Genomic DNA, 23,898 nt, shown 5'->3' with positions numbered 1-23,898 from the left:
GTCTGGGGCGCCATTATCGGCAATCGGCGCCGGGCTTTAAAGCCCGCCCGGGCTTCGCCCGGAGCGCTAAGCCATAAGCTTTAAGCTATAAGAGAAACCCCCGTGCCATCAGCAGTGCTAACAGCAGCCTCCCGGCTTACGACTTACGGCTTACGGCTTACGGCTTTCAGGCCAGTGTCTGCGGATCGATATCCAGCGACCACCGGACCCGCCGCGCCTCGGGGCGGCCCTCCAGCCAGGCGATTAGCCAGGCGCCGGCCTCGTGGAGCCGGCTGCGGCGCGGGGATGAGAGCATCAGCTGCAGGTGATAGCGGTTCTGGCGCCGCTCCATGGGCGCGGGTACCGGTCCCAGGCAGTCGACCTCGAGGCCGCGCTCGGTGAGCCAGCCGCGCAGCGCCTCGGCCGCCAGGCCGCCGAGCTCGACCACCGCCGCCTCATGGGGCGCCTCCAGGCGCAGCAGGGCCAGGAAGCGGAAGGGCGGCAGCTGGGCGGCGCGGCGCTCCTCCAGCAGTTGGGCAGCGAGGGCATCGTAGCCCGCGTCGGCGAGCAGGCGCAGGTGCGGGTCGTCGGTGTGCATCGTCTGCACCAGCACGCGGCCGGGATGGGCGGCTCGGCCGGCGCGCCCCGCCACCTGCTCGAGCAGCTGGGCGCTGTGTTCCAGGGCCCGGAAGTCGCTGGCGTAGAGGCCGGCGTCGGCGTTGACCACCACCACCAGGGTGACGTGGGGCAGGTGGTGGCCCTTGGCCAGCATCTGGGTGCCCACCAGCAGGCAGGGCTCGCCGCGGCGCACCTCGGTCAGCACCTGCTCGAGGGCGTCGCGGCGGCGGGTGCTGTCGCGGTCGATGCGGTGCACCGGCGTCTCGGGGAAGAGCGCCGCCAGGGTCTCCTCGGTGCGCTCGGTGCCGCTGCCCAGCGGGCGCAAGTCGATGCTGCCGCATTCGGGGCAGGCGTCGGGCAGGGCGCGGCGGCGGTCGCAGTGGTGGCAGGCCAGCAGGGGCGGCTGGCGGTGGAGGGTCATGCGCGCATCGCAGTGGTCGCACTCGGCCAGCCAGCCGCAGGCGTGGCAGGCGAGGGTGGGGGCGAAGCCGCGGCGATTGATGAAGACCAGCACCTGATGGCCGGCGGCCAGGGTCTCGCCGATGGTCTCGATCACCGGCGGAATCAGCCCGGCCCGACGCTGGCGGCCGCGCAGGTCGGTAAGCTCGAGGCGCGCCGGGGCATAGCGGCTGGCGCGGCGGGTCAGACGCAGGTGGCGGTAGTCGCCGGCCTGGGCGCGCTGCAGGGTCTCCAGCGAGGGCGTGGCCGTGCCCAGTAGCAGCGGGATGCGGTGATGGTGGGCGCGGGCCACGGCGAGGTCGCGGGCATGGTAGCGCAGCCCGTCCTGCTGCTTGAAGGAGCCGTCGTGCTCCTCGTCGACGATGATCACTCCCGGGCGTGTCAGCGGCGTGAAGATCGCCGAGCGGGTGCCGATGACGATGGGCGCCCGGCCGCTGGCGGCCGCCTCCCAGGCGTCGAGGCGTTCGTGGTCGGTGAGGCCCGAGTGGAGCGCCACCACCGGCACTCGGAAACGGCTGCGAAAGCGCGCCAGGGTCTGCGGGGTCAGGCCGATCTCGGGGACCAGCACCAGTGCCTGGCGGTGACGCCCGATGACGGCTTCGATGAGCTGCAGGTAGACCTCGGTCTTGCCGCTGCCGGTGACCCCGTGGAGCAGGCAGGGGTGAAAGGCGTCGAGCCGCTCGTGCAGGGCGCTCAGCGCGGTGGCCTGCTCGCCGTTGAGGGGCAGGGCGGGTTCGGCCAGCCGCTGGCCGTCATCGCTCGGCGCGCCGGCCGAGAGCGGCTCCTCGTGGCGCACGATCAGTCCCTTGTCGACCAGCGCACGCAGCTGGTCGCGGGTGAACGACTGGGCGAGGATCGCCTGGCTGACCAGGCCGTGGGGGTGCTGACGCAGCATGGCCAGCAGCTCGGCCTGGCGGGGCGCCCGGGCGAGTCCCGGCGGGGCGTCCTGCTCGCCGGCCGGCGTCACGCACCAGCGCTCGCGGGTGCGCGACGCCAGCGCACGCCCCTGGCGCAGCAGCACCGGCATGGCCTGCTGCAGGGTGTCGCCGAGGGCGTGCTGATAGTAGCGGGCGGTGAAGCGACATAGCCACAGCCAGTCGGCCGGCAGCGGCGCCTCGTCGAGGCAGGCGTCCACTGGCTTGAGGCGCGAGGGCGGCAGCTCGCTGTCGTCGCGGCACTCCATTACCACGCCGACGACGTGGCGCCGGCCGAAGGGCACCCGTACGCGTAGCCCCGGCTGCCAGCCGCCGGGGGGCGCATGGCGGCCGGGTCGGTAGTCGAACAGGCGGCGCAGCGGCGAGGGCACCGCCACGCCCAGCACGCGGGGCGCGGGCGGCTGGGGGGAATCGGGCAATTGGCCTCCGGCGTGGGCTCTGCTAGAATACTTCGCCGCTGTGGACACCCTGGGTGCCTGGCGGCAACCGGTTCGCATGTACAGACAACCCGTATGCGGTGCCTGGCAGAAGATCAGGTGGCGGCATACAGCTTCGTGAGGCTCAAGATGAAACAAGGTATCCACCCGGATTACAAGACGGTCAACGTGACCTGCTCCTGCGGCGCCACCTTCGAGGTCGGCTCCACCTCTGGCCATGACTTTTCCCTGGACGTCTGCTCGCAGTGCCACCCGTTCTATACGGGCAAGCAGAAGCAGGCGACCACTGGCGGTCGCGTCGAGCGCTTCAACAAGCGCTTCGGTGCTGCCATCAAGCGTTGAGCCGACCGGCACCTCGCTGTATCGAGAAACCCGCCCGCCGAGGCGGGTTTCTTCGTGTCTGGCCCCTGCCGACGACGCCTGCTGCCCGTGCCGTCGCCATGATAAGTAAAACGTTATAGCTGATGCGCTCAGCTATAAGTTTCGGCAAATGACCGGCAACGTCTTCAAACGAGGCGGGAACGGGTTGGATATTGAACGAGTTGAGGCTCCCGGTGTTCTTGTATACACTGGCTGACCCATCATCGGCTACCGGAAACTCTCAGCATGACGGACGCGAAGAAGCAGGCGGCGCTGGACTACCACGCGAAACCTTTCCCCGGGAAGCTCTCGGTGGAGCTCACCAAGCCCACTGCCAGCGCTCGGGACCTGTCCCTGGCCTACAGCCCCGGGGTCGCGGAGCCGGTGCGCGAGATCGCCAATGATCCGGAAAACGCCTACCTCTATACCGGCAAGGGCAACCTGGTCGCGGTGATCTCCGACGGCAGTGCCATCCTCGGTCTTGGCAATCTGGGGCCCCTGGCGAGCAAGCCGGTGATGGAAGGCAAGGGCGTACTGTTCAAGCGCTTCGCCGGCATCAACTCGGTGGACGTCGAGGTCAATGCCGAGAGCCCGCAGGCCTTCATCGACACCGTGGCGCGCATCGCCGATACCTGGGGTGGCATCAACCTCGAGGACATCAAGGCACCCGAGTGCTTCGAGATCGAGCAGGCGCTGGTCGAGCAGTGCAGCATCCCGGTGTTTCATGACGACCAGCACGGCACCGCCATCGTCACCGCCGCGGGCATGCTCAACGCCCTGGAGATCGCCGGCAAGTCGCTGGACAGCGCCCGCATCGTCTGCCTGGGCGCCGGCGCGGCCGCCATTGCCTGCATGAAGCTGCTGGTCTCCTGTGGTGCGCATTCCGAGAACATCGTGATGCTCGACCGTAAGGGCGTGATCCACAGCGGCCGCGAGGACCTGAACCAGTATAAGGCGATGTTCGCCGTGGAGACGGACAAGCGCACCCTGGCCGATGCCATCGATGGGGCCGATGTCTTCGTCGGCCTCTCCGGCCCCGGCCTGATGAGCGCCGACCACATTCGCAGCATGGCCCCCAACCCGGTGGTCTTCGCCTGCACCAATCCGGATCCCGAGATCCACCCCGACCTGGCTCGCGAGATCCGCCCGGACGTGATCATGGCCACCGGTCGCTCCGACTATCCGAACCAGGTCAACAACGTACTGGGCTTCCCGTTCATCTTCCGCGGAGCGCTCGATGTGCGCGCCACCCGCATCAACGAGGAGATGAAGGTCGCCGCCGTCCATGCGCTGAAGGACCTGGCTCGCGAGCCGGTCCCGCGCGACGTGCTGGAGGCCTATGAGATGGACGAGATGACCTTCGGGCCGAACTACATCATCCCCACGCCGGTGGATATCCGCCTGCTGGAGCGGGTGCCGGCGGCCGTGGCCCAGGCGGCGGTGGACTCCGGGGTGGCACGCAAGCCCTACCCCTCCCACTACCCGTTGCGCTCCGCGGAGGACGTCTACGGCGTCTGAGTCACTGACGCCTTTCACGCTGCATGACGACGCCGGCCCTCGGGCCGGCGTCGTCGTCTCTGGGCGGTGGGATTTCGGGAGGCGGCCTACCAGTTGTAGAGCAGGGAGGCGGAGGTGGTGCGATCGGTGCGGGCCGTGGCGTCTTCGGGCGGACGCGAGGTGTCCTTGATCTCGTGGGAGAGCTTCAGGGCCAGGTGCGCGTTGAGGCGGGCGGTGAGCGAGGTCAGCGAGCGCGAGGTGACGTTGGCGTCGGTGGCCTCCACCGAGAGCTCCTGCTCGAGGCTGGCGGTCTCCGAGAAGTCCCAGGCGTAGGCCAGGGCGCCGTAGGCCACGCCCAGCGATTCGTCATCCTTGCCCACGATGCGGTCGTAACGATAGCCCGGCCCGGCCTCCAGCGAGAGTCGTTGACGCGCGTCGTCTAGCAGGTCGCGGCCATAGCCGCCGATGGTGGTGAACTGCTGCTCATAGCCGCTGAAACGGTCGCGGTCCCAGCGGGCGAAGCCGAAGGCGTAGTGGGGGCCGTCGAGGTCGTAGCGTTCGCGGCCGGCGACCAGGTACTGCTCGGCGCTGATGTCGCCGTCGCGGGAGACGTTGCGCACCTCGCCGCGCAGCGTCTGAGTCCATTTTCCCGTCAGCCAGGTGAGTCGGCCCTTGGCGATCAAGGTCTGACTGTCGGTATTGCCCGACAGGTGGGTGTAGCCCAGTTCGGCACTGCCGCTGAGCCCCTCGGCGTGTTCCTCGGGGGGCGGTGGCGCGTAGAAGGGGCTGGCCTGACCGCCTCCGGCGATCGCCATCAGCCCGCCGATGGCCAGCCAGCGAGGCAGTCGGAGGGAGGGGCTTGGGTACGACATGGTCGATCTCTGGGGTTGCCGCTGTCGGCGTCTGCCGACGCGTCGCCATCGGTGCATGGGGCGGGCGGCCAGGCGGCCGCCCGAGGCGGGAGGGCGGCGTCGGCCTAGAAGATGGCCTCGTAGGCGCCGGTGCCCTGGGAGCCGCTCTCGCGCTCGACCTCCTGCTCGACCCGGCGCGGCTGGAAGCCGGGCAGATGATCGGCCATGAACAGCTCCTCGATGCCGCCGCCCTGATCGTCGCGCAAGCGGCGGCCGGTGTCGGGATCGATCTGCTCGCTGACCACGCCCGCCGGCCGCTCGGGCCAGCGCTCGGGCTGCCCGTCCAGGGCCTGGCCCATGAAGTCCATCCAGATCGGCAGGGCGACCTGCGAGCCGTACTCGGCAGTGCTCTCGTTGTTGTCCTTGCCCACCCAGGTGGTAGCCACGAGGTCGCTGTTGAAGCCGGCGAACCAGGCGTCCCGCTGATCGTTGGTGGTGCCGGTCTTGCCGACGATGTCGCTGCGCTCGAGGGCCAGGGCGCGGCGTGCCGTGCCATGCTCGACTACGTCGCGCAGCATGTCGCGCAGGATGTAGACAGCGGCCGGGTCGGCCACACGGGGTGCCACCTCGTAGGTCTCGCCATCGATCTCGACCATCATCTGGTCGTCGCTGCATGCACGGCAGGCGACGCGCGGCGATGCCTCGTCGACGACGGAGGACTCCTCGTCGTCGCCACGGGTCACCCGGTCGATGAACCAGGGGGAGACCTGGAAGCCGCCATTGGCCAGCACCGCGTAGGCGTTGGTCATCTCCAGCGGCGTCAGGCTGGCGCTGCCCAGCGCCAGGGAGAGGCCGCGCGGCAGCTGGTCGGGGTCGAAGCCGAACCCCTCGAGGAAGTCGATGGTGCGCTCCAGCCCCAGCGACTGCAGCACGCGGATGGTGATGAGGTTGCGCGACTTCGCCAGGCCCACTCTGATCCGGGTCGGGCCGAGGAAGTCGCCGCTGGAGTTGGCAGGGCGCCACAGCTCGTTGCTGCCGTCCTGCAGCACCACGGGGGCGTCGTTGACCACGCTCGCCGGGTTCATCTCGCCGCTGTTCAGCGCCGCCAGGTAGACGAACGGCTTGAAGATCGAGCCGGCCTGTCGGCGCGCCTGGGTGGCGCGGTTGAACTTGCTGGCATCGAAGTCGAAGCCGCCCTGCAGGGCCAGGATAGCCCCGGTGTCGGGATTCATGACCACCAGCGAGCCCTCGGCCTCGGGGCGCTGGGAGAGGCGCCAGCTGCCGTCCTCGTTCTGCAGGATGCGCACCAGCGAGGCGCGCTGGGCGATGTCGTCGGCCGAGTTCGGCGGCGTACCGCGGCTGTAGGGGCTCAGGTAGGGATCCGCCCACTCCAGTCCGCTCCAGGGCAGGGTGATGAGTTCTCCGCCGCGAGCCAGGACGCGCATCTCGCGCCCCTCGCTCTCGACCACGATGGCGGGCTTGAGCGGACCAAAGGCGGGCGTGCGCTCGAGCACCTGCAGCCAGTTGCTGACGTCGCCCTCGATGCCTTCGATTTCGGTCTGGCTGCGCTCGGCGGCGCGCCGTGCAGTCTGCATGACCTCCGGCGACTCGGCGAGCTCTTCCTCCAGCCCCTCGCGGTCGGTGCGCTCCTGGGCCTCGGCCAGGCTGCGCGGAATGTCGGTCTGCTCGGGGCCGCGCCAGCCGTGGCGAGTATCGTATTCGATCAGCCCGCCCGCCAGGGCGCGCCCGGCCAGCGGCTGCAGTTCGCTGTCCAGGGTGGTGTGGATGCGATAGCCGCCGGTGTAGGCTCGGTCGCCGTAGCGGTCGATGGCGAACTGGCGCGCCATCTCGGCCACGTAGTCGGCCTCCACCTCGACCTGGGCGAGGTGGCGGCGGGCGGTGACCGGTGCCTGCACGGCCTCCTCGTAAGCGGCCTCGTCGATGTAGCCGAGTTCGCGCATGCGAAACAGGATCCAGTTGCGGCGAATCAGCGCGCGCTCGGCATTGGCCAGCGGATTGAAGGCCGAGGGGGCCTTGGGCAGGCCGGCGATCATCGCCTTCTCGGCCAGGGTCAGCTCGCCAAGCGGCCGGTCGTAGTAGACCACCGAGGCCGCCGCGATGCCGTAGGCGCGATTGCCGAGATAGATCTTATTGACGTAGAGCTCGAGGATCTCCTGCTTGGAGAGGATCTGCTCCATCTGCAGCGCCAGCAGGATCTCGCGGATCTTGCGGGTGAAGGTCTGGTCCAGCGTGAGCAGGTAGTTGCGCGCCACCTGCATGGTGATCGTCGAGCCGCCAGACTGGATGTCGCCGCCGCTCGCCGCCAGCTCCACCGCGGCCCGCAGCAGGCCCTTCGGGTCGACGCCGGCATGGTCGAAGTAGGTCGCGTCCTCGGCGGCCAGCAGGGCGTCGATCAGCTCCTCGGGGATCTCGGCATACTCCACCGGAGTGCGGCGCTCCTCGCCGAATTCGCCGATCAACTTGCCGTCGCGGGTGAAGATGCGCAGCGGCGTCTGCAGCTCGAAGTCCTGGAGCTGTCGCACGTCGGGCAGGCCGGGCGCGAAGTAGAGCGCGGCACCCACCACGCCCAGGACGCCGGCGGCGGACAGCGAGACCAGCAGCCAGAGGACGGAAATGACCAGAGTTCTGAGAAACTTCATGAAAATGCGGTATCCATGCTGGGAACGGGGGCGGAGTGGTGGCGATGCAGTGGCCTTCCCTCGAGGCAGCCATTATAGGAAGCCGAGGGTGTGGTCACCAGCGTTGACTCGTGGCGACACTGCCAATCGTGTGAGATTCGGCAATATCATGTAATCTGCGCTTACGGACCTGGGTATGGTGAGCATCATGCGTGATAACTCGGTCTGGACTGGATAATCATAATGAGCGGCACGCCGCAGGGGTCAGGCAGGGGCATGACATACGATGCGACTGAAAGCACCCGGTAAGGGACTGATCGGTGTCGATATCACCTCGGCTACCGTCAAAGTCATCGAGCTGAAACGCGCGGGTGGCCACTACCAGGTGGAAAGCTACGCGGTACGGCCGCTGCGCGAGGGCGCCGTGATCGAGCGGCGAATTCGCGACATGCCGGCCGTGGTGGATGCCCTCAAGCGCGCCGTGGACCATGCGCGCCCTGGCTCGCGCAACGCCGCCGTGGCCGTGCCGGCCGGTGCCGCCATCACCAAGACGCTGTCGTTTCCCGCCTCGCTCGACGACGGCGAGATCGAGACACGCATCCAGCTCGAATCCGACCGCCATATCCCGTTTCCGTTCAACGAGGTCGCCTTCGACTTCCAGCGCCTCGGCCTCAATGCGCGCTACGGCGATCAGCAGGACGTGCTGCTGGTGGCCTGTCGCCAGCAGGACGTCAATCAGCTGACCGAGGCCGTACTGCAGGCGGGGCTCACGCCGGCGGCCGTCGATGTCGAGACCTTCGCCATGGAGCGCGCCTTCCAGGAGCTGCGCCATCAGCTGCCGTCGGAGGGCGGCGAGCAGGAGTGCGTGGCGCTGGTCGATATCGGCGCCACCATGAACGCCTTCCACGTGTTGCGCGACGGCCGCGTCACCTACAGCCGCGACACCGTGTTCGGCGGCCGCCAGCTGACCGACGAGATCCGCAATCGCTATGGGCTGACGCTCGAGGAGGCGGGCCTGGCCAAGAAGCGTGGCGGCCTGCCTGATGACTACCAGCGCAGCGTGCTGGATCCCTTCCTCGACACCCTCGTGCAGCAGGTGGGTCGCTCGCTGCAGCTCTATTACACCGCCGGGCGCAAGCAGGAGGTGCGTCGTATGATCCTGGCGGGCGGCACCAGCGTGCTGCCGGGCCTGGCCGAGCGGTTGGCCGAGGAGAGCGGCATGGAGGTGGTGATCGCCAACCCCTTCCGTCGCATGAAGGTGAACGCCCGCATCGACGTCCCGACCCTGGCCGGCGATGCCCCGGCCATGCTCACGGCCTGCGGCCTGGCGATGAGGGTAGGCAAATGACGACCATCGAGATCAACCTGCTCCCTTGGCGGGAGGAAGTGCGCGCCCGTCGCAGCAAGCGGTTTGCCACGGCCATCGTGCTGAGCGCGCTGGTCGGCCTGGGGGGTGGCTATGCCATGACCTGGCACTATGATCAGCGCTTGAGTGCTCAGCAGGAGCGCAACCACTTCGTTGAAGTCGAGGCTCAGAAGCTGGATGCCGCGATACGTGAAATCAGCGAGCTGGAGCAGGTTCGGCAAACCATGGAGGCCCAGGTGCGGGTCTTCACGGAGCTTCAGACGGGGCGCGCTCAGACCGTTCACGTCGTCAATGATCTGGTCACCAGCCTGGTCGACGGCGTGTACTACACGCAGCTCAACCGACAGGGGGACGTGCTGCGGATGGCCGGCGTGGCAGAGAATAATCGGCAAGTCTCCGATCAGCTCAGATCGCTGGATGCGGCAATCTCCCTTTCCAGGCCCGTTCTTTCCGAGGTCGAAGCCGCCGACGACGAGATGCGCCACTTTAACCTCAGTGTCAACCAGCACATGCCCGATACAGACCGTGTCGAGGGTGCAACAGTCACGGAGGCGCCATGAACTTATCCACCGAAGTGCGTCGTCTTCGCGACCTGGACTGGGGCGAACTGGATGTCAAAGAGGCCGGTAGTTGGCCCTTCCTGCTGCAGCTGATCTGCTGCGTGCTGGTACTCGGCCTGACCCTGGCCGGCATGTACTGGTACCTCGGAGCACCGAAGGCGGAGGAGCTGAAGCAGGCCAGGGCGGAAGAAACGCGGTTGATCAGAGACTATCGGAGCAAGGCGGCGCAGGCGGCCCATCTCGATGTGATGCGTGAGGAGATGGCCGTCCTCGAGGAGCGTATGGGCCATCTTCGCGAGATGTTGCCCACGGATGCCGAGATTCCCTCGTTGATTGACAACATCAGCGAAGCGGCGATCAGTAATCAGCTTGCCATCGAGTTCATCCGCCTGCGCAGCCCCGTCGCCCAGGAGTTCTATCTCGAGCAGCCGTTCGATATCCGGGTGCAGGGTGGCTATCACCGCATCTCGGAATTTCTGGCCACGGTCGCTGGCTTGCCGCGCATCGTCACCCAGCACGATCTGACCCTCGAGCCCGTCGAGGAAGCGGGGGGGCAGCAATTGCAGCTCTCCATGCTCGCCCGTACCTACAGCTACCGCCAGCCGGACGAGGAGGGCCCGTGACCCGCCTAAGTGCGCGATATGCGTTTCTCGCTCTCGGAATGGGGCTCTTGAGCGGCTGCGTGGACCCCGAGCTGCGCCAGCTTGAGCAGCAGCTGGTCGAGGTGCGCGCGAATCCGGGGGAAGTTCCCCAGCTGGATCTTCCGGATATTCCGCCCATCGAGCGGGTGTCGTATGCCGGCAACGAGGATCGCAGCCCCTTCATGCCTCGACGCATGCAGGATCAGCGTGAGGTGCCAGAGGCCGGCGATCTAGCGCCGCCTCCGGATCGCCCGCGAGAGCCGCTCGAGGCCTACGATCTCGCCGAGCTGGATCTGGTAGGAACGTTGACGGTCGGTGGCAAGCCGTCGGCCCTGGTGCGAGGGCCGGATGGCAAGGTGCACCGGGTCACGATCGGTGACTACATGGGCCTCGATCATGGGCGCATCGTGAGCATCACGGAGGCCTCGCTGGTGCTGGTGGAGACCGTGCTGGAGAGCAATGCCTGGCAGGAGCGTTCCAGGCAGATTGCCCTCGGCGAGGGCGCATAACACATTCATGCCCCGCCGCCGATCTGGTGGCGGGCTGGGGTCCGCAGGGGGAAGGGAATAATGCATGCGATGATTCGTGGTCTCGCTATTGTGGCGCTGCTGGCGGTCGCCACGACCGCTATGGCAGCCTCTACCCTCACCGACCTGGCCTTCCGCCAAGGGACGGATGGGGCGCTGGAGGTGGAGCTCGACTTCGGCGGGCCGGTACCCGAGGTGCGTGGCTATCGTCTCGACGAGCCCGCTCGCCTGACCATCGACCTGATGGACACGGCCAGCGCCCTGGAGCGCCGCCGCGAGGAGCTCGGCATGGGCGGGGTCGAGCGGGTCACGGCCCTGGAGGCGGGATCACGCACGCGGCTGGTCTTCGAGCTGGAAGGCCCCTTGCCCTACAACACCCGTCAGCAGGGCGATCGCCTGCTGATCTCCATCGGCGGCGCGGCCGACCAGCCGGCCATGGCGCCCGCCACGCCGGCGGCCACCTCGCGGACGGTGGCGTCATCGACCCGGGCGTCGACTCAGTCATCGACCCAGGCGTACCGGCAGCCGAGCATTCAGGACATCGACTTCCGTCGCGGCGACGCTGGTGCGGGACGGCTGGTCGTGACCTTCGACCGCTCCGGTGTGGATGCCCGGGTGCGTGAGAGCGGCCAGCGCATCGTCGCCGAACTGCAGGATGTCCGACTGCCGGCCTCTCTGGATCAGGTCTATGACGTCAGCGATTTCGGTACCCCGCTCAAGCGCGTCACCCCGCGCGCGGGGCGCGACGGCGTGACCCTGGAGATCGAGGGGGAAGGGCGATTTGCTATGCTCTCCACCCAGACCGGCCGTCAGCTGGTGATCGAGGCCGAGCCGGTCACCCAGGCGCAGCAGGAGGAGCGCGTCCGCGAACAGTTCCCCTATACCGGCGAGCGCATCACTCTGAACTTCCAGGACATCGAGGTGCGCTCGGTACTGGCGATCATCGCCGATTTCACCGGCCTCAATCTGGTGGCCAGCGACAGCGTGACCGGTCGTGTCACCCTCAACCTGCAGGACGTGCCCTGGGATCAGGCCCTGGACCTGGTGCTCAAGAGCCACGGCCTCGCCAGCCGCCAGGAGGGCAACGTCATCGTGGTGGCGCCGGCCACGGAGCTGGCGCAGCGTGAACAGATCGAACTTCAGACGCGCGAGCAGCTCGAGACGCTCACGCCGCTGGAGTCCGAGTACATTCAGGTCAAGTATGCCAAGGCCGAGAATTTGGCCCGCCTGCTGCGGGGGGGCGATCAGGGCTTCGGCCTGCTCTCCGAGCGGGGCAAGGTGGCCGTCGATGCGCGCACCAACACCCTGTTGATTCAGGATACCGCCGAGAACATCGACGACATCCTCTCGACGTTCGAGACGCTGGACGTGGCGGTGCGTCAGGTGCAGATCGAGGCGCGCATCGTCATCGCCCGTGACAGCGCCACACGAGAGCTCGGGATCAACTGGGGGTTGTCGTCCCCCGATCGCATCGGCGATGGTCGATTCGATGTCGGCGGGGCTGCGGACGGCAGCGTGGGCAACGGTGGCCTGGCCGTGGACATGGGGGGGACCGCCTCGTCCTCCACCGCCTTCAGCTTCGGCTACCTGTCGGGCGATATCCTGCTCGACCTGGAGCTGCGCGCCCTGGAGAGCGAGGGCAAGAGTCAGACCATCTCCCAGCCGCGAGTGATCACCGCCAACCAGCGCACCGCGGTGATCAAGCAGGGCACCGAGATCCCCTATCAGGAGGCGTCCTCCAGCGGAGCCACCAACGTCGAGTTCAAGGAGGCGGTGCTGGCGCTCGAGGTCACCCCGCAGATCACTCCGGACAACCGCATCATCATGGACCTGGTGATCAACAATGATACGGTGGGCCAACTCTTCAACGGCGTGCCCTCCATCGACACCAACTCCATTGAGACCCAGGTGCTGGTGGACAACGGCGAGACCGTGGTGTTGGGCGGCATCCTTACCACCGAGGAGGCCCGCAGTTTGTTCAAGACACCCTTCCTGGGTGACCTGCCGGTGCTGGGGAACCTCTTCCGCTATACCGAGAACACCAATGATAAGGTAGAGTTGCTAGTATTCATCACGCCCCGAATACTGGACGACAACCTGGCCATTCGCTGATGCAGGCACTTCCCAACCTGATACTGATCGGCCCCATGGGGGCCGGCAAGAGCACTATCGGCCGCCTTCTGGCGGCCGAGCTGTCACGCGCGTTCTACGACAGCGACCACGAGATCCAGGCGCGCTGTGGCGCCGACATCCCGTGGATCTTCGACGTCGAGGGCGAGGCGGGCTTTCGCGATCGCGAAACGCAGATGATCCGTGAGCTGACGCACTACGAGAACGTGGTCATCGCCACCGGGGGAGGGGCCGTGCTGCGGGAGGAGAATCGCCGCGTGCTGCGCGAGAGCGGCACCGTGATCTACCTGCTCACCACCGTGGAGCAGCAGCTGCGGCGGACCGCCAAGGACCGCAATCGGCCGCTGCTGCAGCGCCCCGACAAGGAGGCCGTGCTGCGCGACATGTTCGCGCTGCGCGACCCGCTCTATCGCGCCACCGCCGATGTGGTAGTGCGCACCGACCGTCGCGGCCCGCGTGCCGTGGTCAACGAGATCGTGCGGCGCGTGACGCGCCTGGTCGATCCCCTGCAATGCAAGGCCTGAGCCCATGATCGAGTCCCCTGCCGTCCCGTCCACCCTCGAGGTGGCGCTGGGCGATCGCAGCTACCCCATCCATATCGGCCCCGGCCTGTTGGGCGACCCACAGTGGCTGGCGCCGCACCTGGCCGGTCGCCAGGTCATGGTGGTCACCAACGAGACGGTGGCGCCGCTCTATCTCGAGAAGCTGACCCAAGGGTTGGCCGATGACCTCGAGGTGCGCACCCTGGTGCTGCCCGACGGCGAGGCCACCAAGACGCTGGCTCACGTGGAGCGGATCTGGGATGCCCTGCTCGCCGCCGGCTTCAATCGCCGCTGCACCCTGATCGCCCTCGGCGGCGGGGTGACCGGCGACATGGTCGGCTTCGCCGCCGCCTGCTATCAGCGCGGCGTGGCCTTCGTTCAGGTGCCGACCACGCTGCTCGCCCAGGTCGACTCCTCGGTAGGCGGCAAGACCGGCGTGAACCATCCCCGCGGCAAGAACATGATCGGCGCCTTCTGGCAGCCCCGCGCGGTACTGATCGACACCGGCACCCTGGCGACGCTGCCGCCGCGCGAGCTCTCGGCGGGGCTCGCCGAGGTGCTCAAGTACGGGCTGATCCGCGACGCCGACTTCCTGGCCTGGCTCGAGGCCGAGCTGCCGGCGCTGCGGGGTCTCGACGCCGCCGCCCTGACCCACGCCATCGAGCGCAGTTGCGCGCTCAAGGCCGAGATCGTCGCCGAGGACGAGACCGAGCAGGGGGTGAGGGCGCTGCTCAACCTGGGACACACCTTCGGGCACGCCATCGAGGCGCATCAGGGCTACGGGCACTGGCTCCACGGCGAGGCCGTCGGCACCGGCATGCTGATGGCCGCCGAGCTGTCGTGTCGTCTGGGTTGGCTCAGCGAGGCCGAGGTGGCCCGCGTGCGGATGCTCATCGAGGCCGCCGGCCTGCCGCTGACGGCCCCGGCCGAGATGGGGGTGGACGACTTTCTCGCCATCATGCGCCTGGACAAGAAGAACCTCGACAGCCGTCTGCGGCTGATCCTGCTGCGTGCGCTGGGCGATGCCTGCATCCATGACGAGACGCCGCCGCAGACCCTGGCCGCGCTCATCGAGGCCTTCCCTCGCCGCTGATCGTTTGCCGGTGCTCGGCGCCTTTTGTCTGTGCCTCGACGCATCGACTCAATATCCGCCTTGTTCGACGCCCGCCCTTGTGCGGGCGTCGTCGTGTTTGGGCTGCGCCGACGTTTGGGCTGCGCCGACGTTCCGTGCGGGCTATCTTTAAGCTATTCGCATGCCTCATGCCGGATCGGCATGGATAAATTGGGCATTAATAGACTAAAGTCTAATAATCTGTGGGCGGCGTTTAAAAACCGTTGCATGACTTTGCAAGCCATTGAGTTAGCGGGTTTTTTTGCCTCGAGTGCCGTGCAAGTGACGGATTTGTCGGCGGTTTTCATGGGGGTGGCGGGGGAGGTCGATTGCGCGGTGGGCGCACCTCTGGCTATGCTGGTCGGCCTTTTGCAGAGCAGTCCTCGCTCCCATCAGGAGCGACGTGAAAAAAGAAAAACCGTATAGATTACCATGTGATGACTGCCAAAGAAACCATTCAACCCGAGGCACGCCCATGAACAGAGGTCTTCATCAGCCCGGCGAGTTCCGTGACAACTGCGGCTTCGGCCTGATCGCCCATATGGAGGGCCAGGCCAGTCACGACCTGCTCAAGACCGCCATCGAGTCACTGACCTGCATGACCCACCGTGGTGGCATCGCCGCTGACGGCAAGACCGGCGATGGCTGCGGGCTGCTGCTGCAGATGCCGGATGCCTTCATGCGCGAGGTGGCGAAGGAGGCGCTGGGCGTGACCCTGGGCGAGCGCTATGCCGTAGGGGCCATCTTCCTGCCCGACGACGACGCCCGCGAGGCCCACGGGCGCGAGACCCTCGTCGCCGAGCTCGAGGCGCGCGGCCTGCGGGTGGCGGGCTGGCGCGACGTGCCGCTGGACCCCAGCGTCTGCGGCCCCATGGCGCTCGACTGTCTGCCGCGCATCCGCCAGCTGTTCGTGGAGCCGGGCGCCGAGGGAGGCGAACGCTTCGACGTCGATCTCTTCATGGCGCGCCGCCGCGCCGAGGAAAAGCTACGCGACGAGCCGGACTTCTACGTCTGTTCGCTCTCCGCCGAGGTCGTCTCCTACAAGGGGTTGGTGATGCCGGTGGACCTGCCGGCCTTTTACCGCGACCTGGGCGATGAGCGCCTCGAGACTGCGATCTGCGTCTTCCACCAGCGCTTCTCTACCAATACCGCGCCGCGCTGGCCGCTGGCCCAGCCGTTCCGTCTGCTGGCCCACAACGGCGAGATCAACACCGTCGAGGCCAACCGGGGCTGGGCGAACTCCCGCAAGGAGAACTTCCTGAGCGAGCGGCTGCCGGAGATCACCGACCTCGACGAGATCGTCAATACCACCGGCTCCGACTCCTCCAGCATGGACAACATGCTCGAGGTGTTGCTGACCGGCGGCATGGAGCTGCACCGCGCGGTGCGCATGATGGTGCCGCCGGCCTGGCAGAACGTCGAGCTGATGGACGCCGACCTGCGTGCCTTCTATGAGTTCAACTCCATGCACATGGAGCCCTGGGACGGCCCGGCCGGGGTGGTGATGACCGACGGCCGCCAGGCGGTCTGCATGCTCGACCGCAACGGGCTGCGCCCGGCGCGCTGGGTGATTACCAAGAACGGCTATATCACCCTGGCCTCCGAGATCGGCACCTACGATTACGCTCCCGAGGACGTGGTGGCCAAGGGGCGGGTCGGCCCCGGCCAGATCCTAGCCGTGGATACCCACACCGGGGAGGTGCTGCATACCACCGACATCGACCAGCGCCTGAAGGCCGCCTATCCCTACAAGCGCTGGTTGAAGCAGGAGGCCCAGTATCTGGAGTCGGCGCTGACCGAGCTCGCCCGCTTCCACGCCATGGACGGTGACGCGCTGCTCGCCCAGCAGAAGATGTTTCAGGTCAGCTTCGAGGAGCGCGACCAGGTGCTGCGCCCGCTGGCCGAGAGCGGCCAGGAGGCCGTGGGTTCCATGGGCGATGACACGCCCATGGCGGTGCTCTCCGGCAAGCAGCGCCTGCTCACCGACTACTTTCGCCAGAAGTTTGCCCAGGTCACCAATCCCGCCATCGATCCGTTGCGCGAGGCGATCGTGATGTCGCTGGAGACCTGTATCGGCGCCGAGCTCAACGTCTTCAAGGCGACCCCGGAGCACGCGCACCGCATCATCCTGACCACGCCGGTGCTCTCGCCCCGCAAGTTCGCCGCGCTGATGCATCAGGACGACCCGGCCTTCACGAGCCAGGTCCTGCCGCTGGGCTACGACCCCCAGGAGGTCGGCCTCAAGGGGGCGATCCATGAATTGTGCCGCCAGGCCGAGCAGGCCGTCCATGACGGCAAGGTGATCCTGGTGCTCTCGGACGCCGAACTGGGCAAGGGGCTGGTGCCCATCCCCGCGGCCTTGGCGGTGGGCGCGGTGCACCACCATCTGGGCCGCCTGGCGCTGCGCCCGCGCTGTAACCTCGTGGTCGAGACCGGCTACGCCCGGGATGCCCACCAGATGGCGGTGCTGTTCGGCGTCGGTGCCACCGCGGTCTTCCCGTGGCTGGCCTATCAGGTGATGGCCGACATGCACCAGACCGGCGAGCTGGTCGGCAATCCGGCCGATGCGCGCGAGAACTACCGCAAGGGGATGCAGAAGGGGCTCTATAAGATCCTCTCCAAGATGGGGATCTCGACGCTGGCCTCCTATCGCGGCTCCCAGCTGTTCGAGGCGGTGGGGCTCTCCTCGGAGGTGGTCGAGCTCTGCTTCACCGGCATGGCGTCGCGCATCGAGGGCACGGGGTTCAGCGAGCTGCAGCTGCAGCAGGAGCTGTTGGCCAAGGATGCCTGGATCCCACGCAAGGGCATCGCCCAGGGCGGCCTGATGAAGTACGTCCATGGCCACGAGTATCACGCCTACAACCCCGACGTGGTCACGGCGCTCCAGGAGGCGGTCCAGGAGGGCGACTACGCCAAGTGGAAGAAGTTTGCCCGGTTGGTCAACGAGCGCGATCCGGCTACCCTGCGCGACCTGCTCGCCCTCAAGCCGGCCGCCGAGCCGTTGCCGCTCGAGGAGATCGAGGCGATCGAGGACCTGTTGCCGCGCTTCGATAGCGCCGGCATGAGCCTCGGCGCCCTCTCGCCGGAGGCCCACGAGGCGCTGGCCCAGGCCATGAACGAGGCCGGCGGGCGTTCCAACTCCGGCGAGGGGGGCGAGGATCCGGCGCGTTACGGCACCATCAGAAGCTCCAAGATCAAGCAGATCGCCTCCGGACGCTTCGGCGTGACGCCGGCTTACCTGGTCAACGCCGAGGTGCTGCAGATCAAGGTGGCCCAGGGCGCCAAGCCCGGCGAGGGCGGCCAGCTGCCCGGCGGCAAGGTCAATGAGCTGATCGCCCGGCTGCGCTACTCGGTGCCCGGCGTGACCCTGATCTCGCCGCCGCCGCACCACGACATCTACTCCATCGAGGACCTGGCGCAGCTGATCTTCGACCTCAAGCAGGTCAATCCGGACGCCCAGGTCTCGGTGAAGCTGGTCTCCGAGCCCGGCATCGGCACCATCGCCACCGGCGTGGCCAAGGCCTATGCCGACCTGATCACCGTCTCCGGCTACGATGGCGGCACCGCGGCGAGCCCGCTGACCTCGATCAAGCACGCCGGCAGCCCCTGGGAGCTGGGCCTGCCCGAGGTCCATCAGGCGCTGCGCATCAACGGCCTGCGCGACAAGATCCGCCTGCAGACCGATGGTGGCCTGAAGACCGGCCTCGACGTGGTGAAGGCGGCGATCCTCGGCGCCGAGAGCTTCGGCTTCGGCACCGCGCCGATGGTGGCGCTGGGCTGCAAGTACCTGCGCATCTGCCACCTCAACAACTGCGCCACCGGCGTGGCTACCCAGATGCAGTACCTGCGCGACGAGCACTTCCGCGGCACCGTCGACATGGTCAAGCACTACTTCCGCTTCATCGCCGAGGAGGTGCGCGAGCTGATGGCCCTGCTCGGGGTACGCCAGCTGACCGACCTGATCGGCCGTACCGACCTGCTCGAGGTGCTCGAGGGCGTCACCGCCTCCCAGCGCAAGCTCGACCTGTCGGGCCTGCTGGGCAACGACTTCGTGCCTGAGGATGCTCCGCAATTCTGCCGGGTGAGCCGCAACGTGCCCCACGACCCGGGCGCCAAGAACCAGGAGGTTCTGGAGGCGCTCGAGGCGGCCATCGAGGCGAAGTCCGGCGGCGAGTTCGACTTCACCATCACCAATTGCGATCGCTCGGTGGGCGCGCTGATCTCCGGCGCCATCGCCAAGCGCTACGGCGAGGCGGGGCTCGAGGAGGCCCCGGTCGTCGCCCGCTTCAAGGGCGTGGCCGGCCAGAGTTTCGGGGTGTTCAACGCCCGCGGCCTGCACCTCTACCTGGAGGGCGATGCCAACGACTACGTGGGCAAGGGCATGAACGGCGGCCGGGTGGTGATCGTGCCGCCGGCCGGCAGCGCCTTCGCGAGTCACGAGACGGCGATCATCGGCAACACCTGCCTGTACGGCGCCACCGGCGGCAAGTTGTTCGCCGCCGGCACCGCCGGCGAGCGCTTCGCCGTGCGCAACTCCGGCGCCCACGCGGTGGTCGAGGGGGCCGGCGACCACTGCGGCGAGTACATGACCGGTGGCATGGTCTGTGTGCTGGGCGAGGTGGGCGTCAACTTCGGCGCGGGCATGACCGGCGGCTTCGCCTACGTGCTCGATGAGGACCGCACCTTCGTCGACAAGTACAACCATGAACTGGTGGAGATCCATCGGGTGAACACCGAGGCCATGGAGGCCCATCGGCGGCACCTGCGGGAGGTCATCGAGGAGTTCGTCGCCGAGACCGGTTCCGAGCGCGGCCAGGCGATCCTCGAGGATTTCAGCGACTTCATTCGCCACTTCTGGCTGGTGAAGCCCAAGGCGGCGAGCCTGAGCAGCCTGCTGGCCGAATCACGGCGCAGGCCGGAATGAGTGAGGCGGCGTCAGCCGGAATGAGTCAGTCGTCGGCGTCCCGATCAGGTTTGTATAGAGGAAGAGTGTCATGGCCAACCGTTTGAGCAACGATTTCCAGTTCATCGACGTGGGTCGCCAGGACCCCGACAAGAAGGCAGCGCGGACCCGGGCGCGGGAGTTCGCCGAGATCTATGAGCCCTACAAGCCCCAGGAGGCGGCCGGGCAGGCGCATCGCTGCCTGCACTGTGGCAACCCCTACTGCGAGTGGAAGTGCCCGGTCCACAACTACATTCCCAACTGGCTGCAGCTGGTCAGCGAGGGCAATATCCTCGAGGCGGTGGAGCTGTGTCACAAGACCAATTCGCTGCCCGAGGTGTGCGGGCGCGTCTGCCCCCAGGATCGCCTCTGCGAGGGGGCCTGCACCCTCAACGACGGCTTCGGCGCCGTGACCATCGGCTCGGTGGAGAAGTACATCACCGACACCGCTTTCGCCATGGGCTGGCGCCCGGACCTCTCCAAGGTCACCGCGACCGGTCGCAAGGTGGCGGTGATCGGCGCCGGCCCGGCGGGCCTGGGTTGCGCCGACATCCTGGTGCGCAACGGCGTCAAGCCGGTGGTGTTCGACAAGTACCCCGAGATCGGCGGGCTGCTCACCTTCGGCATCCCGGAGTTCAAGCTCGACAAGACGGTGATGAAGCGCCGCCGCGCGGTCTTCGAGGAGATGGGCATCGAGTTCTGCCTCGGCGTCGAGGTGGGCAAGGATATCGCCTTCGACGCCCTGCTCGAGGAGTACGACGCCGTCTTCCTGGGCATGGGTACCTACAAGTACATGGAGGGCGGTTTCCCCGGCGAGGACCTGCCCGGTGTGCACAAGGCGCTCGACTACCTGATCGGCAACGTCAACCACTGCCTGGGCTTCGAGAAGGAGCCCCATGAGTACACCTCGCTGAAGGGGCAGCGCGTGGTGGTGCTGGGCGGCGGCGATACCGCTATGGACTGCAACCGCACGGCCATTCGCCAGGGGGCCTCCAGCGTGACCTGCGCCTATCGCCGCGACGAGGAGAACATGCCGGGCTCCAAGCGCGAGGTGGCCAATGCCCGCGAGGAGGGCGTGGAGTTCCTGTTCAACCGTCAGCCGGTGGCGGTGGTCGGCGAGGGCAAGGTCGAGGGCGTGAAGGTGGTACGTACCCGGCTCGGCGAGCCCGACGAGAACGGTCGCCAGCGCCCCGAGGTGGTGCCCGGCTCCGAGGAGGTCATTCCCGCCGACGCCGTGGTGGTGGCCTTCGGCTTCCAGCCGAGCCCCGCACCCTGGTTCGAGACCGTGGGCATCGAGATCGACGAGCGCGGCCGGGTCCAGGCGCCGGAGCAGGGCGCCCATCCGTTCCAGACCACCAACGAGAAGATCTTCGCCGGTGGCGACATGGTGCGCGGCTCCGACCTGGTGGTCACCGCCATCTACGAGGGACGCCAGGCCGGCGAGGGTATCCTCGATTACCTGGAGGTGTGAACGGCGGCCTGGCTCGCGGCTTACCCGGCGACAAATCTACGCGGAGGCGCTGTGAACCCCTCCCTGGGCGCTACATTTGCCATCCATGGCAAATGACCTCCGCTTCGACCTGTCCCCGGGGCCGCTCAGGTCGGTGGCCAGCCGCCTTCAGCGCCGCCCGCTCCCGTTGCTGCACGCGGCGCTGAAATTGAGCCTTTGGTCGCATTCTGCTAGTCTGTCGTCCCATCCTGGCGCGGCTTCCTGCCGTGCCTACCGATCACGTTTCGACAGGTTCTCCATGACACGATATATCTTCGTGACCGGCGGCGTTGTGTCCTCTCTCGGCAAGGGCATCGCGTCGGCCTCGCTGGCGGCGATTCTCGAGGCCCGCGGCCTCAAGGTCACCATGCTCAAGCTCGATCCCTACATCAACGTGGATCCGGGCACCATGAGCCCCTTTCAGCACGGCGAGGTGTTCGTCACCGAGGATGGCGCCGAGACCGATCTAGACCTGGGGCACTACGAGCGCTTCATCCGCACGAAGATGACTCAGGCCAACAACTTCACCACCGGCCGCGTCTACGAGCACGTGCTGCGCAAGGAGCGCCGGGGCGACTACCTGGGCGGCACCGTGCAGGTGATCCCGCACATCACCGACGAGATCAAGCGCCGGGTCTTCGAGGGCGGCAAGGGCTTCGACGTGGCGCTGGTCGAGATCGGCGGCACCGTGGGCGACATCGAGTCGCTGCCGTTCCTGGAGTCGATCCGCCAGATACGCAGCGAGCTGGGCGCGAACCGGGCGATCTTCATGCACCTGACCCTGGTGCCCTACATCAAGACCGCCGGCGAGACCAAGACCAAGCCGACCCAGCACAGCGTCAAGGAGCTGCGCTCGATCGGCATCCAGCCGGACATCCTGATCTGTCGCAGCGAGGTGGAACTCGAGGAGAGCGAGCGGCGCAAGATCGCGCTGTTCACCAACGTCGAGGAGCGGGCGGTCATCCCGCTGCAGGATGCCGACACCATCTACCGCATTCCGCTGATGCTCCACGAGCACGGCCTCGACGACATCGTCTGCGACAAGCTGCGCCTGGAGCCCGGCGAGGCGGACCTCGGCGAGTGGGTGAAGGTGCTCGATGCCAAGCTCAACCCACTGAAGTCGGTCAGCATCGCCATGGTCGGCAAGTACATGGAGCTGCTCGACGCCTACAAGTCGCTCAACGAGGCGCTGATCCATGCCGGCATCCAGTCCCGCATCAAGGTCAACGTCGACTACATCGACTCCGAGGACATCGAGCACCACGGCGCCGAGCGCCTGGCCGGCAAGGACGCCATCCTGGTGCCCGGCGGCTTCGGCGAGCGCGGCGTCGAGGGCAAGATCGCCACGGCCCGCTACGCTCGCGAGAACGGCATTCCCTATCTCGGCATCTGCCTCGGCATGCAGGTGGCGGTGATCGAGTTCGCGCGCAACGTGGCCGGCTGGAACGACGCCGACTCCACCGAGTTCACCCACGATACACAGCATCCGGTCGTGGGCCTGATCACCGAGTGGCTGAGCCCCGAGGGCAAGGTCGAGCTGCGCGACGAGGCCTCCGACCTCGGTGGCACCATGCGCCTGGGCGGCCAGGTCTGTCAGCTCAAGGCCGGCAGCAAGACCCGCGAGGCCTACGGCAGCGACGAGATCGTCGAGCGCCACCGCCATCGCTTCGAGGTCAACAACCAGTTCATCGGCGAGCTCGAGCAGGCGGGCCTGGTGGTCTCCGGCAAGAGCGTCGACAACTCCCTGGTGGAAGTGGTCGAGCTGGCGGGCCATCCTTGGTACGTCGCCTGCCAGTTCCACCCCGAGTTCACCTCCACGCCCCGTGACGGTCACCCGCTGTTCACCGGTTTCGTCAATGCGGCGCTGGAGCACAAGACGGCGCGCGCGCGCCCCCAGTCCGCCCACCAGGAGTGAGGACGATGTCGGCATCGACAGGCGAGACCCCCGAGCGCCACATCGGCATTGCCGGCCTCGAGGCCGGCAACTCCCTGCCGCTGATGCTGCTCGGTGGCATGAACGTGCTGGAGTCCCGCGAGCTGGCCCTCGAGGTGGCCCAGACCTATGTCGAGGTGACCGGTCGGCTCGGCATGCCCTACGTCTTCAAAGCTAGCTTCGACAAGGCCAACCGCAGCTCCGTCCACTCCTTCCGTGGCCCGGGCCTCGATAAGGGCCTTGCGATACTCGCCGAGGTGAAGGCGCGCTTCGGGGTGCCGATCATCACCGATGTGCACGAGCCCTGGCAGGCGGCGCCGGCGGCCGAGGTCGCCGACATCATCCAGTTGCCGGCCTTCCTGGCGCGCCAGACCGACCTGGTGGTGGCCATGGCCGAGACCGGGGCGGTGATCAACATCAAGAAGCCGCAGTTCCTGGCCCCCCACGAGATGCGCCATATCCTGCGCAAGTGCGAGGAGGCCGGTAATGACCGGCTGCTGCTCTGCGAGCGCGGTTCCAGCTTCGGCTACAACAACCTGATCGTCGACATGCTGGGCTTCGGCGACATGAAGCAGACGGGCTACCCCGTCTTCTTCGATGTCACCCACGCCCTGCAGCGCCCGGGCGGCCGGGCCGACAGCGCCGGCGGTCGGCGTCAGCAGGTCGCCGAGCTGGCGCGCGCCGGCGTGGCGGTGGGCCTGGCGGGGCTCTTCCTCGAGGCCCATCCCGACCCGGACAACGCCAAGTGCGACGGGCCCTGCGCATTGCCGCTGGACCGCCTGGAGCCCTTCCTGGCCCAGCTGAAGGCCCTCGATGACCTGGTCAAGGGATTCGCGCCGCTCGAGATTTCCTGATTCTTCCCAACGCTGACACGACAAGGAC

At 67.4% G+C, this 23,898-nt stretch carries 17 protein-coding genes; 14 read left to right on the top strand and 3 right to left on the bottom strand.

Going from position 1 to position 23,898, the window contains the following annotated elements; genetic code table 11:
* Positions 1-166: 166 nt before the first annotated feature.
* The gene (locus FEI13_RS14900; protein ID WP_240036539.1) at positions 167-2,410 is read right to left on the bottom strand and encodes a primosomal protein N'; all 2,244 of its coding nucleotides are present in this window, start codon (positions 2,408-2,410) and stop codon (positions 167-169) included.
* A gap of 147 nt (positions 2,411-2,557) precedes the next feature.
* Between FEI13_RS14900 and rpmE the strand changes: the two genes are divergently transcribed.
* Entirely contained in the window at positions 2,558-2,770 is a 213-nt protein-coding gene (gene rpmE / locus FEI13_RS14895) for a 50S ribosomal protein L31 (protein WP_108445243.1), read from the top strand.
* A gap of 264 nt (positions 2,771-3,034) precedes the next feature.
* Complete coding sequence (locus FEI13_RS14890) at positions 3,035-4,306, top strand: malic enzyme-like NAD(P)-binding protein (protein WP_138182312.1); 1,272 nt, start codon at positions 3,035-3,037, stop codon at positions 4,304-4,306.
* Positions 4,307-4,392: 86 nt separating this feature from the next.
* Here the strand turns inward: FEI13_RS14890 and FEI13_RS14885 are convergent, their stop codons facing one another.
* Both FEI13_RS14885 and FEI13_RS14880 read right to left on the bottom strand, forming a co-directional pair.
* Positions 4,393-5,157, bottom strand: coding sequence for a DUF481 domain-containing protein (locus tag FEI13_RS14885; protein ID WP_138182311.1), 765 nt, complete (start codon positions 5,155-5,157; stop codon positions 4,393-4,395).
* Positions 5,158-5,261: 104 nt separating this feature from the next.
* Entirely contained in the window at positions 5,262-7,796 is a 2,535-nt protein-coding gene (locus FEI13_RS14880; protein WP_138182310.1) for a penicillin-binding protein 1A, read from the bottom strand.
* Between the two features lie 265 nt (positions 7,797-8,061).
* Here FEI13_RS14880 and pilM point away from each other — a divergent pair, with 265 nt between their 5' ends.
* From pilM to kdsA, 12 genes are all read left to right on the top strand, one after another.
* Positions 8,062-9,123: a type IV pilus assembly protein PilM gene (gene pilM, locus FEI13_RS14875; RefSeq protein ID WP_138182309.1), complete on the top strand. Its 1,062-nt coding sequence runs from the start codon at positions 8,062-8,064 to the stop codon at positions 9,121-9,123.
* Positions 9,120-9,701 carry a PilN domain-containing protein gene (locus FEI13_RS14870; protein WP_138182308.1) on the top strand — a complete coding sequence of 194 codons (582 nt, stop codon included), beginning with the start codon at positions 9,120-9,122 and terminating at the stop codon, positions 9,699-9,701. Before pilM ends, FEI13_RS14870 begins: the two co-directional genes overlap by 4 nt.
* Entirely contained in the window at positions 9,698-10,324 is a 627-nt protein-coding gene (locus FEI13_RS14865; RefSeq protein ID WP_138182307.1) for a type IV pilus inner membrane component PilO, read from the top strand. Before FEI13_RS14870 ends, FEI13_RS14865 begins: the two co-directional genes overlap by 4 nt.
* Positions 10,321-10,851: a pilus assembly protein PilP gene (locus FEI13_RS14860; RefSeq protein ID WP_138182306.1), complete on the top strand. Its 531-nt coding sequence runs from the start codon at positions 10,321-10,323 to the stop codon at positions 10,849-10,851. The genes FEI13_RS14865 and FEI13_RS14860 overlap by 4 nt, the downstream gene beginning before the upstream one ends.
* Positions 10,852-10,971: 120 nt before the next feature.
* The gene (locus FEI13_RS14855) at positions 10,972-12,981 is read left to right on the top strand and encodes a type IV pilus secretin PilQ (protein WP_240036538.1); all 2,010 of its coding nucleotides are present in this window, start codon (positions 10,972-10,974) and stop codon (positions 12,979-12,981) included.
* Entirely contained in the window at positions 12,981-13,523 is a 543-nt protein-coding gene (gene aroK, locus FEI13_RS14850) for a shikimate kinase AroK (RefSeq protein ID WP_138182304.1), read from the top strand. The genes FEI13_RS14855 and aroK overlap by 1 nt, the downstream gene beginning before the upstream one ends.
* Before the next feature lie 4 nt (positions 13,524-13,527).
* Positions 13,528-14,634, top strand: a complete 1,107-nt coding sequence (gene aroB, locus FEI13_RS14845) for a 3-dehydroquinate synthase (protein ID WP_138182303.1) — start codon at positions 13,528-13,530, stop codon at positions 14,632-14,634.
* A gap of 180 nt (positions 14,635-14,814) precedes the next feature.
* Entirely contained in the window at positions 14,815-15,078 is a 264-nt protein-coding gene (locus FEI13_RS14840) for a hypothetical protein (RefSeq protein ID WP_138182302.1), read from the top strand.
* Positions 15,079-15,127: 49 nt separating this feature from the next.
* On the top strand, positions 15,128-19,576 hold the full coding sequence (gene gltB / locus FEI13_RS14835; protein ID WP_138182301.1) for a glutamate synthase large subunit: 4,449 nt from the start codon (positions 15,128-15,130) through the stop codon (positions 19,574-19,576).
* 70 nt (positions 19,577-19,646) lie between these two features.
* Positions 19,647-21,065 (top strand): FAD-dependent oxidoreductase, encoded by a 1,419-nt coding sequence (locus FEI13_RS14830; RefSeq protein WP_138182300.1) that lies wholly within the window; start codon positions 19,647-19,649, stop codon positions 21,063-21,065.
* A 277-nt stretch (positions 21,066-21,342) separates the two neighbouring features.
* Complete coding sequence (locus FEI13_RS14825; protein WP_138182299.1) at positions 21,343-22,998, top strand: CTP synthase; 1,656 nt, start codon at positions 21,343-21,345, stop codon at positions 22,996-22,998.
* A 5-nt stretch (positions 22,999-23,003) separates the two neighbouring features.
* Entirely contained in the window at positions 23,004-23,870 is an 867-nt protein-coding gene (gene kdsA / locus FEI13_RS14820; RefSeq protein ID WP_138182298.1) for a 3-deoxy-8-phosphooctulonate synthase, read from the top strand.
* Positions 23,871-23,898 lie beyond the last annotated feature (28 nt).

It is taken from the genome of Halomonas urmiana (genome assembly GCF_005780185.1).
Lineage (GTDB): Bacteria > Pseudomonadota > Gammaproteobacteria > Pseudomonadales > Halomonadaceae > Halomonas > Halomonas urmiana.
Note: the sequence above shows the minus strand (reverse complement) of the source record. Positions and strands in the feature narration are given on the sequence as shown.

Bases quoted from the DNA above. Each gene is read 5' to 3' on its own strand.
- FEI13_RS14865 (WP_138182307.1), top strand. From the start codon at position 9,698: ATGAACTTATCCACCGAAGTGCGTCGTCTTCGCGACCTGGACTGGGGC.
- FEI13_RS14870 (WP_138182308.1), top strand. From the start codon at position 9,120: ATGACGACCATCGAGATCAACCTGCTCCCTTGGCGGGAGGAAGTGCGC.
- FEI13_RS14825 (WP_138182299.1), top strand. From the start codon at position 21,343: ATGACACGATATATCTTCGTGACCGGCGGCGTTGTGTCCTCTCTCGGC.
- gltB (WP_138182301.1), top strand. From the start codon at position 15,128: ATGAACAGAGGTCTTCATCAGCCCGGCGAGTTCCGTGACAACTGCGGC.
- FEI13_RS14840 (WP_138182302.1), top strand. From the start codon at position 14,815: ATGGATAAATTGGGCATTAATAGACTAAAGTCTAATAATCTGTGGGCG.
- aroK (WP_138182304.1), top strand. From the start codon at position 12,981: ATGCAGGCACTTCCCAACCTGATACTGATCGGCCCCATGGGGGCCGGC.
- rpmE (WP_108445243.1), top strand. From the start codon at position 2,558: ATGAAACAAGGTATCCACCCGGATTACAAGACGGTCAACGTGACCTGC.
- FEI13_RS14880 (WP_138182310.1), bottom strand. From the start codon at position 7,796: ATGAAGTTTCTCAGAACTCTGGTCATTTCCGTCCTCTGGCTGCTGGTC.
- FEI13_RS14855 (WP_240036538.1), top strand. From the start codon at position 10,972: ATGGCAGCCTCTACCCTCACCGACCTGGCCTTCCGCCAAGGGACGGAT.
- FEI13_RS14885 (WP_138182311.1), bottom strand. From the start codon at position 5,157: ATGTCGTACCCAAGCCCCTCCCTCCGACTGCCTCGCTGGCTGGCCATC.
- pilM (WP_138182309.1), top strand. From the start codon at position 8,062: ATGCGACTGAAAGCACCCGGTAAGGGACTGATCGGTGTCGATATCACC.
- FEI13_RS14830 (WP_138182300.1), top strand. From the start codon at position 19,647: ATGGCCAACCGTTTGAGCAACGATTTCCAGTTCATCGACGTGGGTCGC.
- FEI13_RS14890 (WP_138182312.1), top strand. From the start codon at position 3,035: ATGACGGACGCGAAGAAGCAGGCGGCGCTGGACTACCACGCGAAACCT.
- aroB (WP_138182303.1), top strand. From the start codon at position 13,528: ATGATCGAGTCCCCTGCCGTCCCGTCCACCCTCGAGGTGGCGCTGGGC.
- kdsA (WP_138182298.1), top strand. From the start codon at position 23,004: ATGTCGGCATCGACAGGCGAGACCCCCGAGCGCCACATCGGCATTGCC.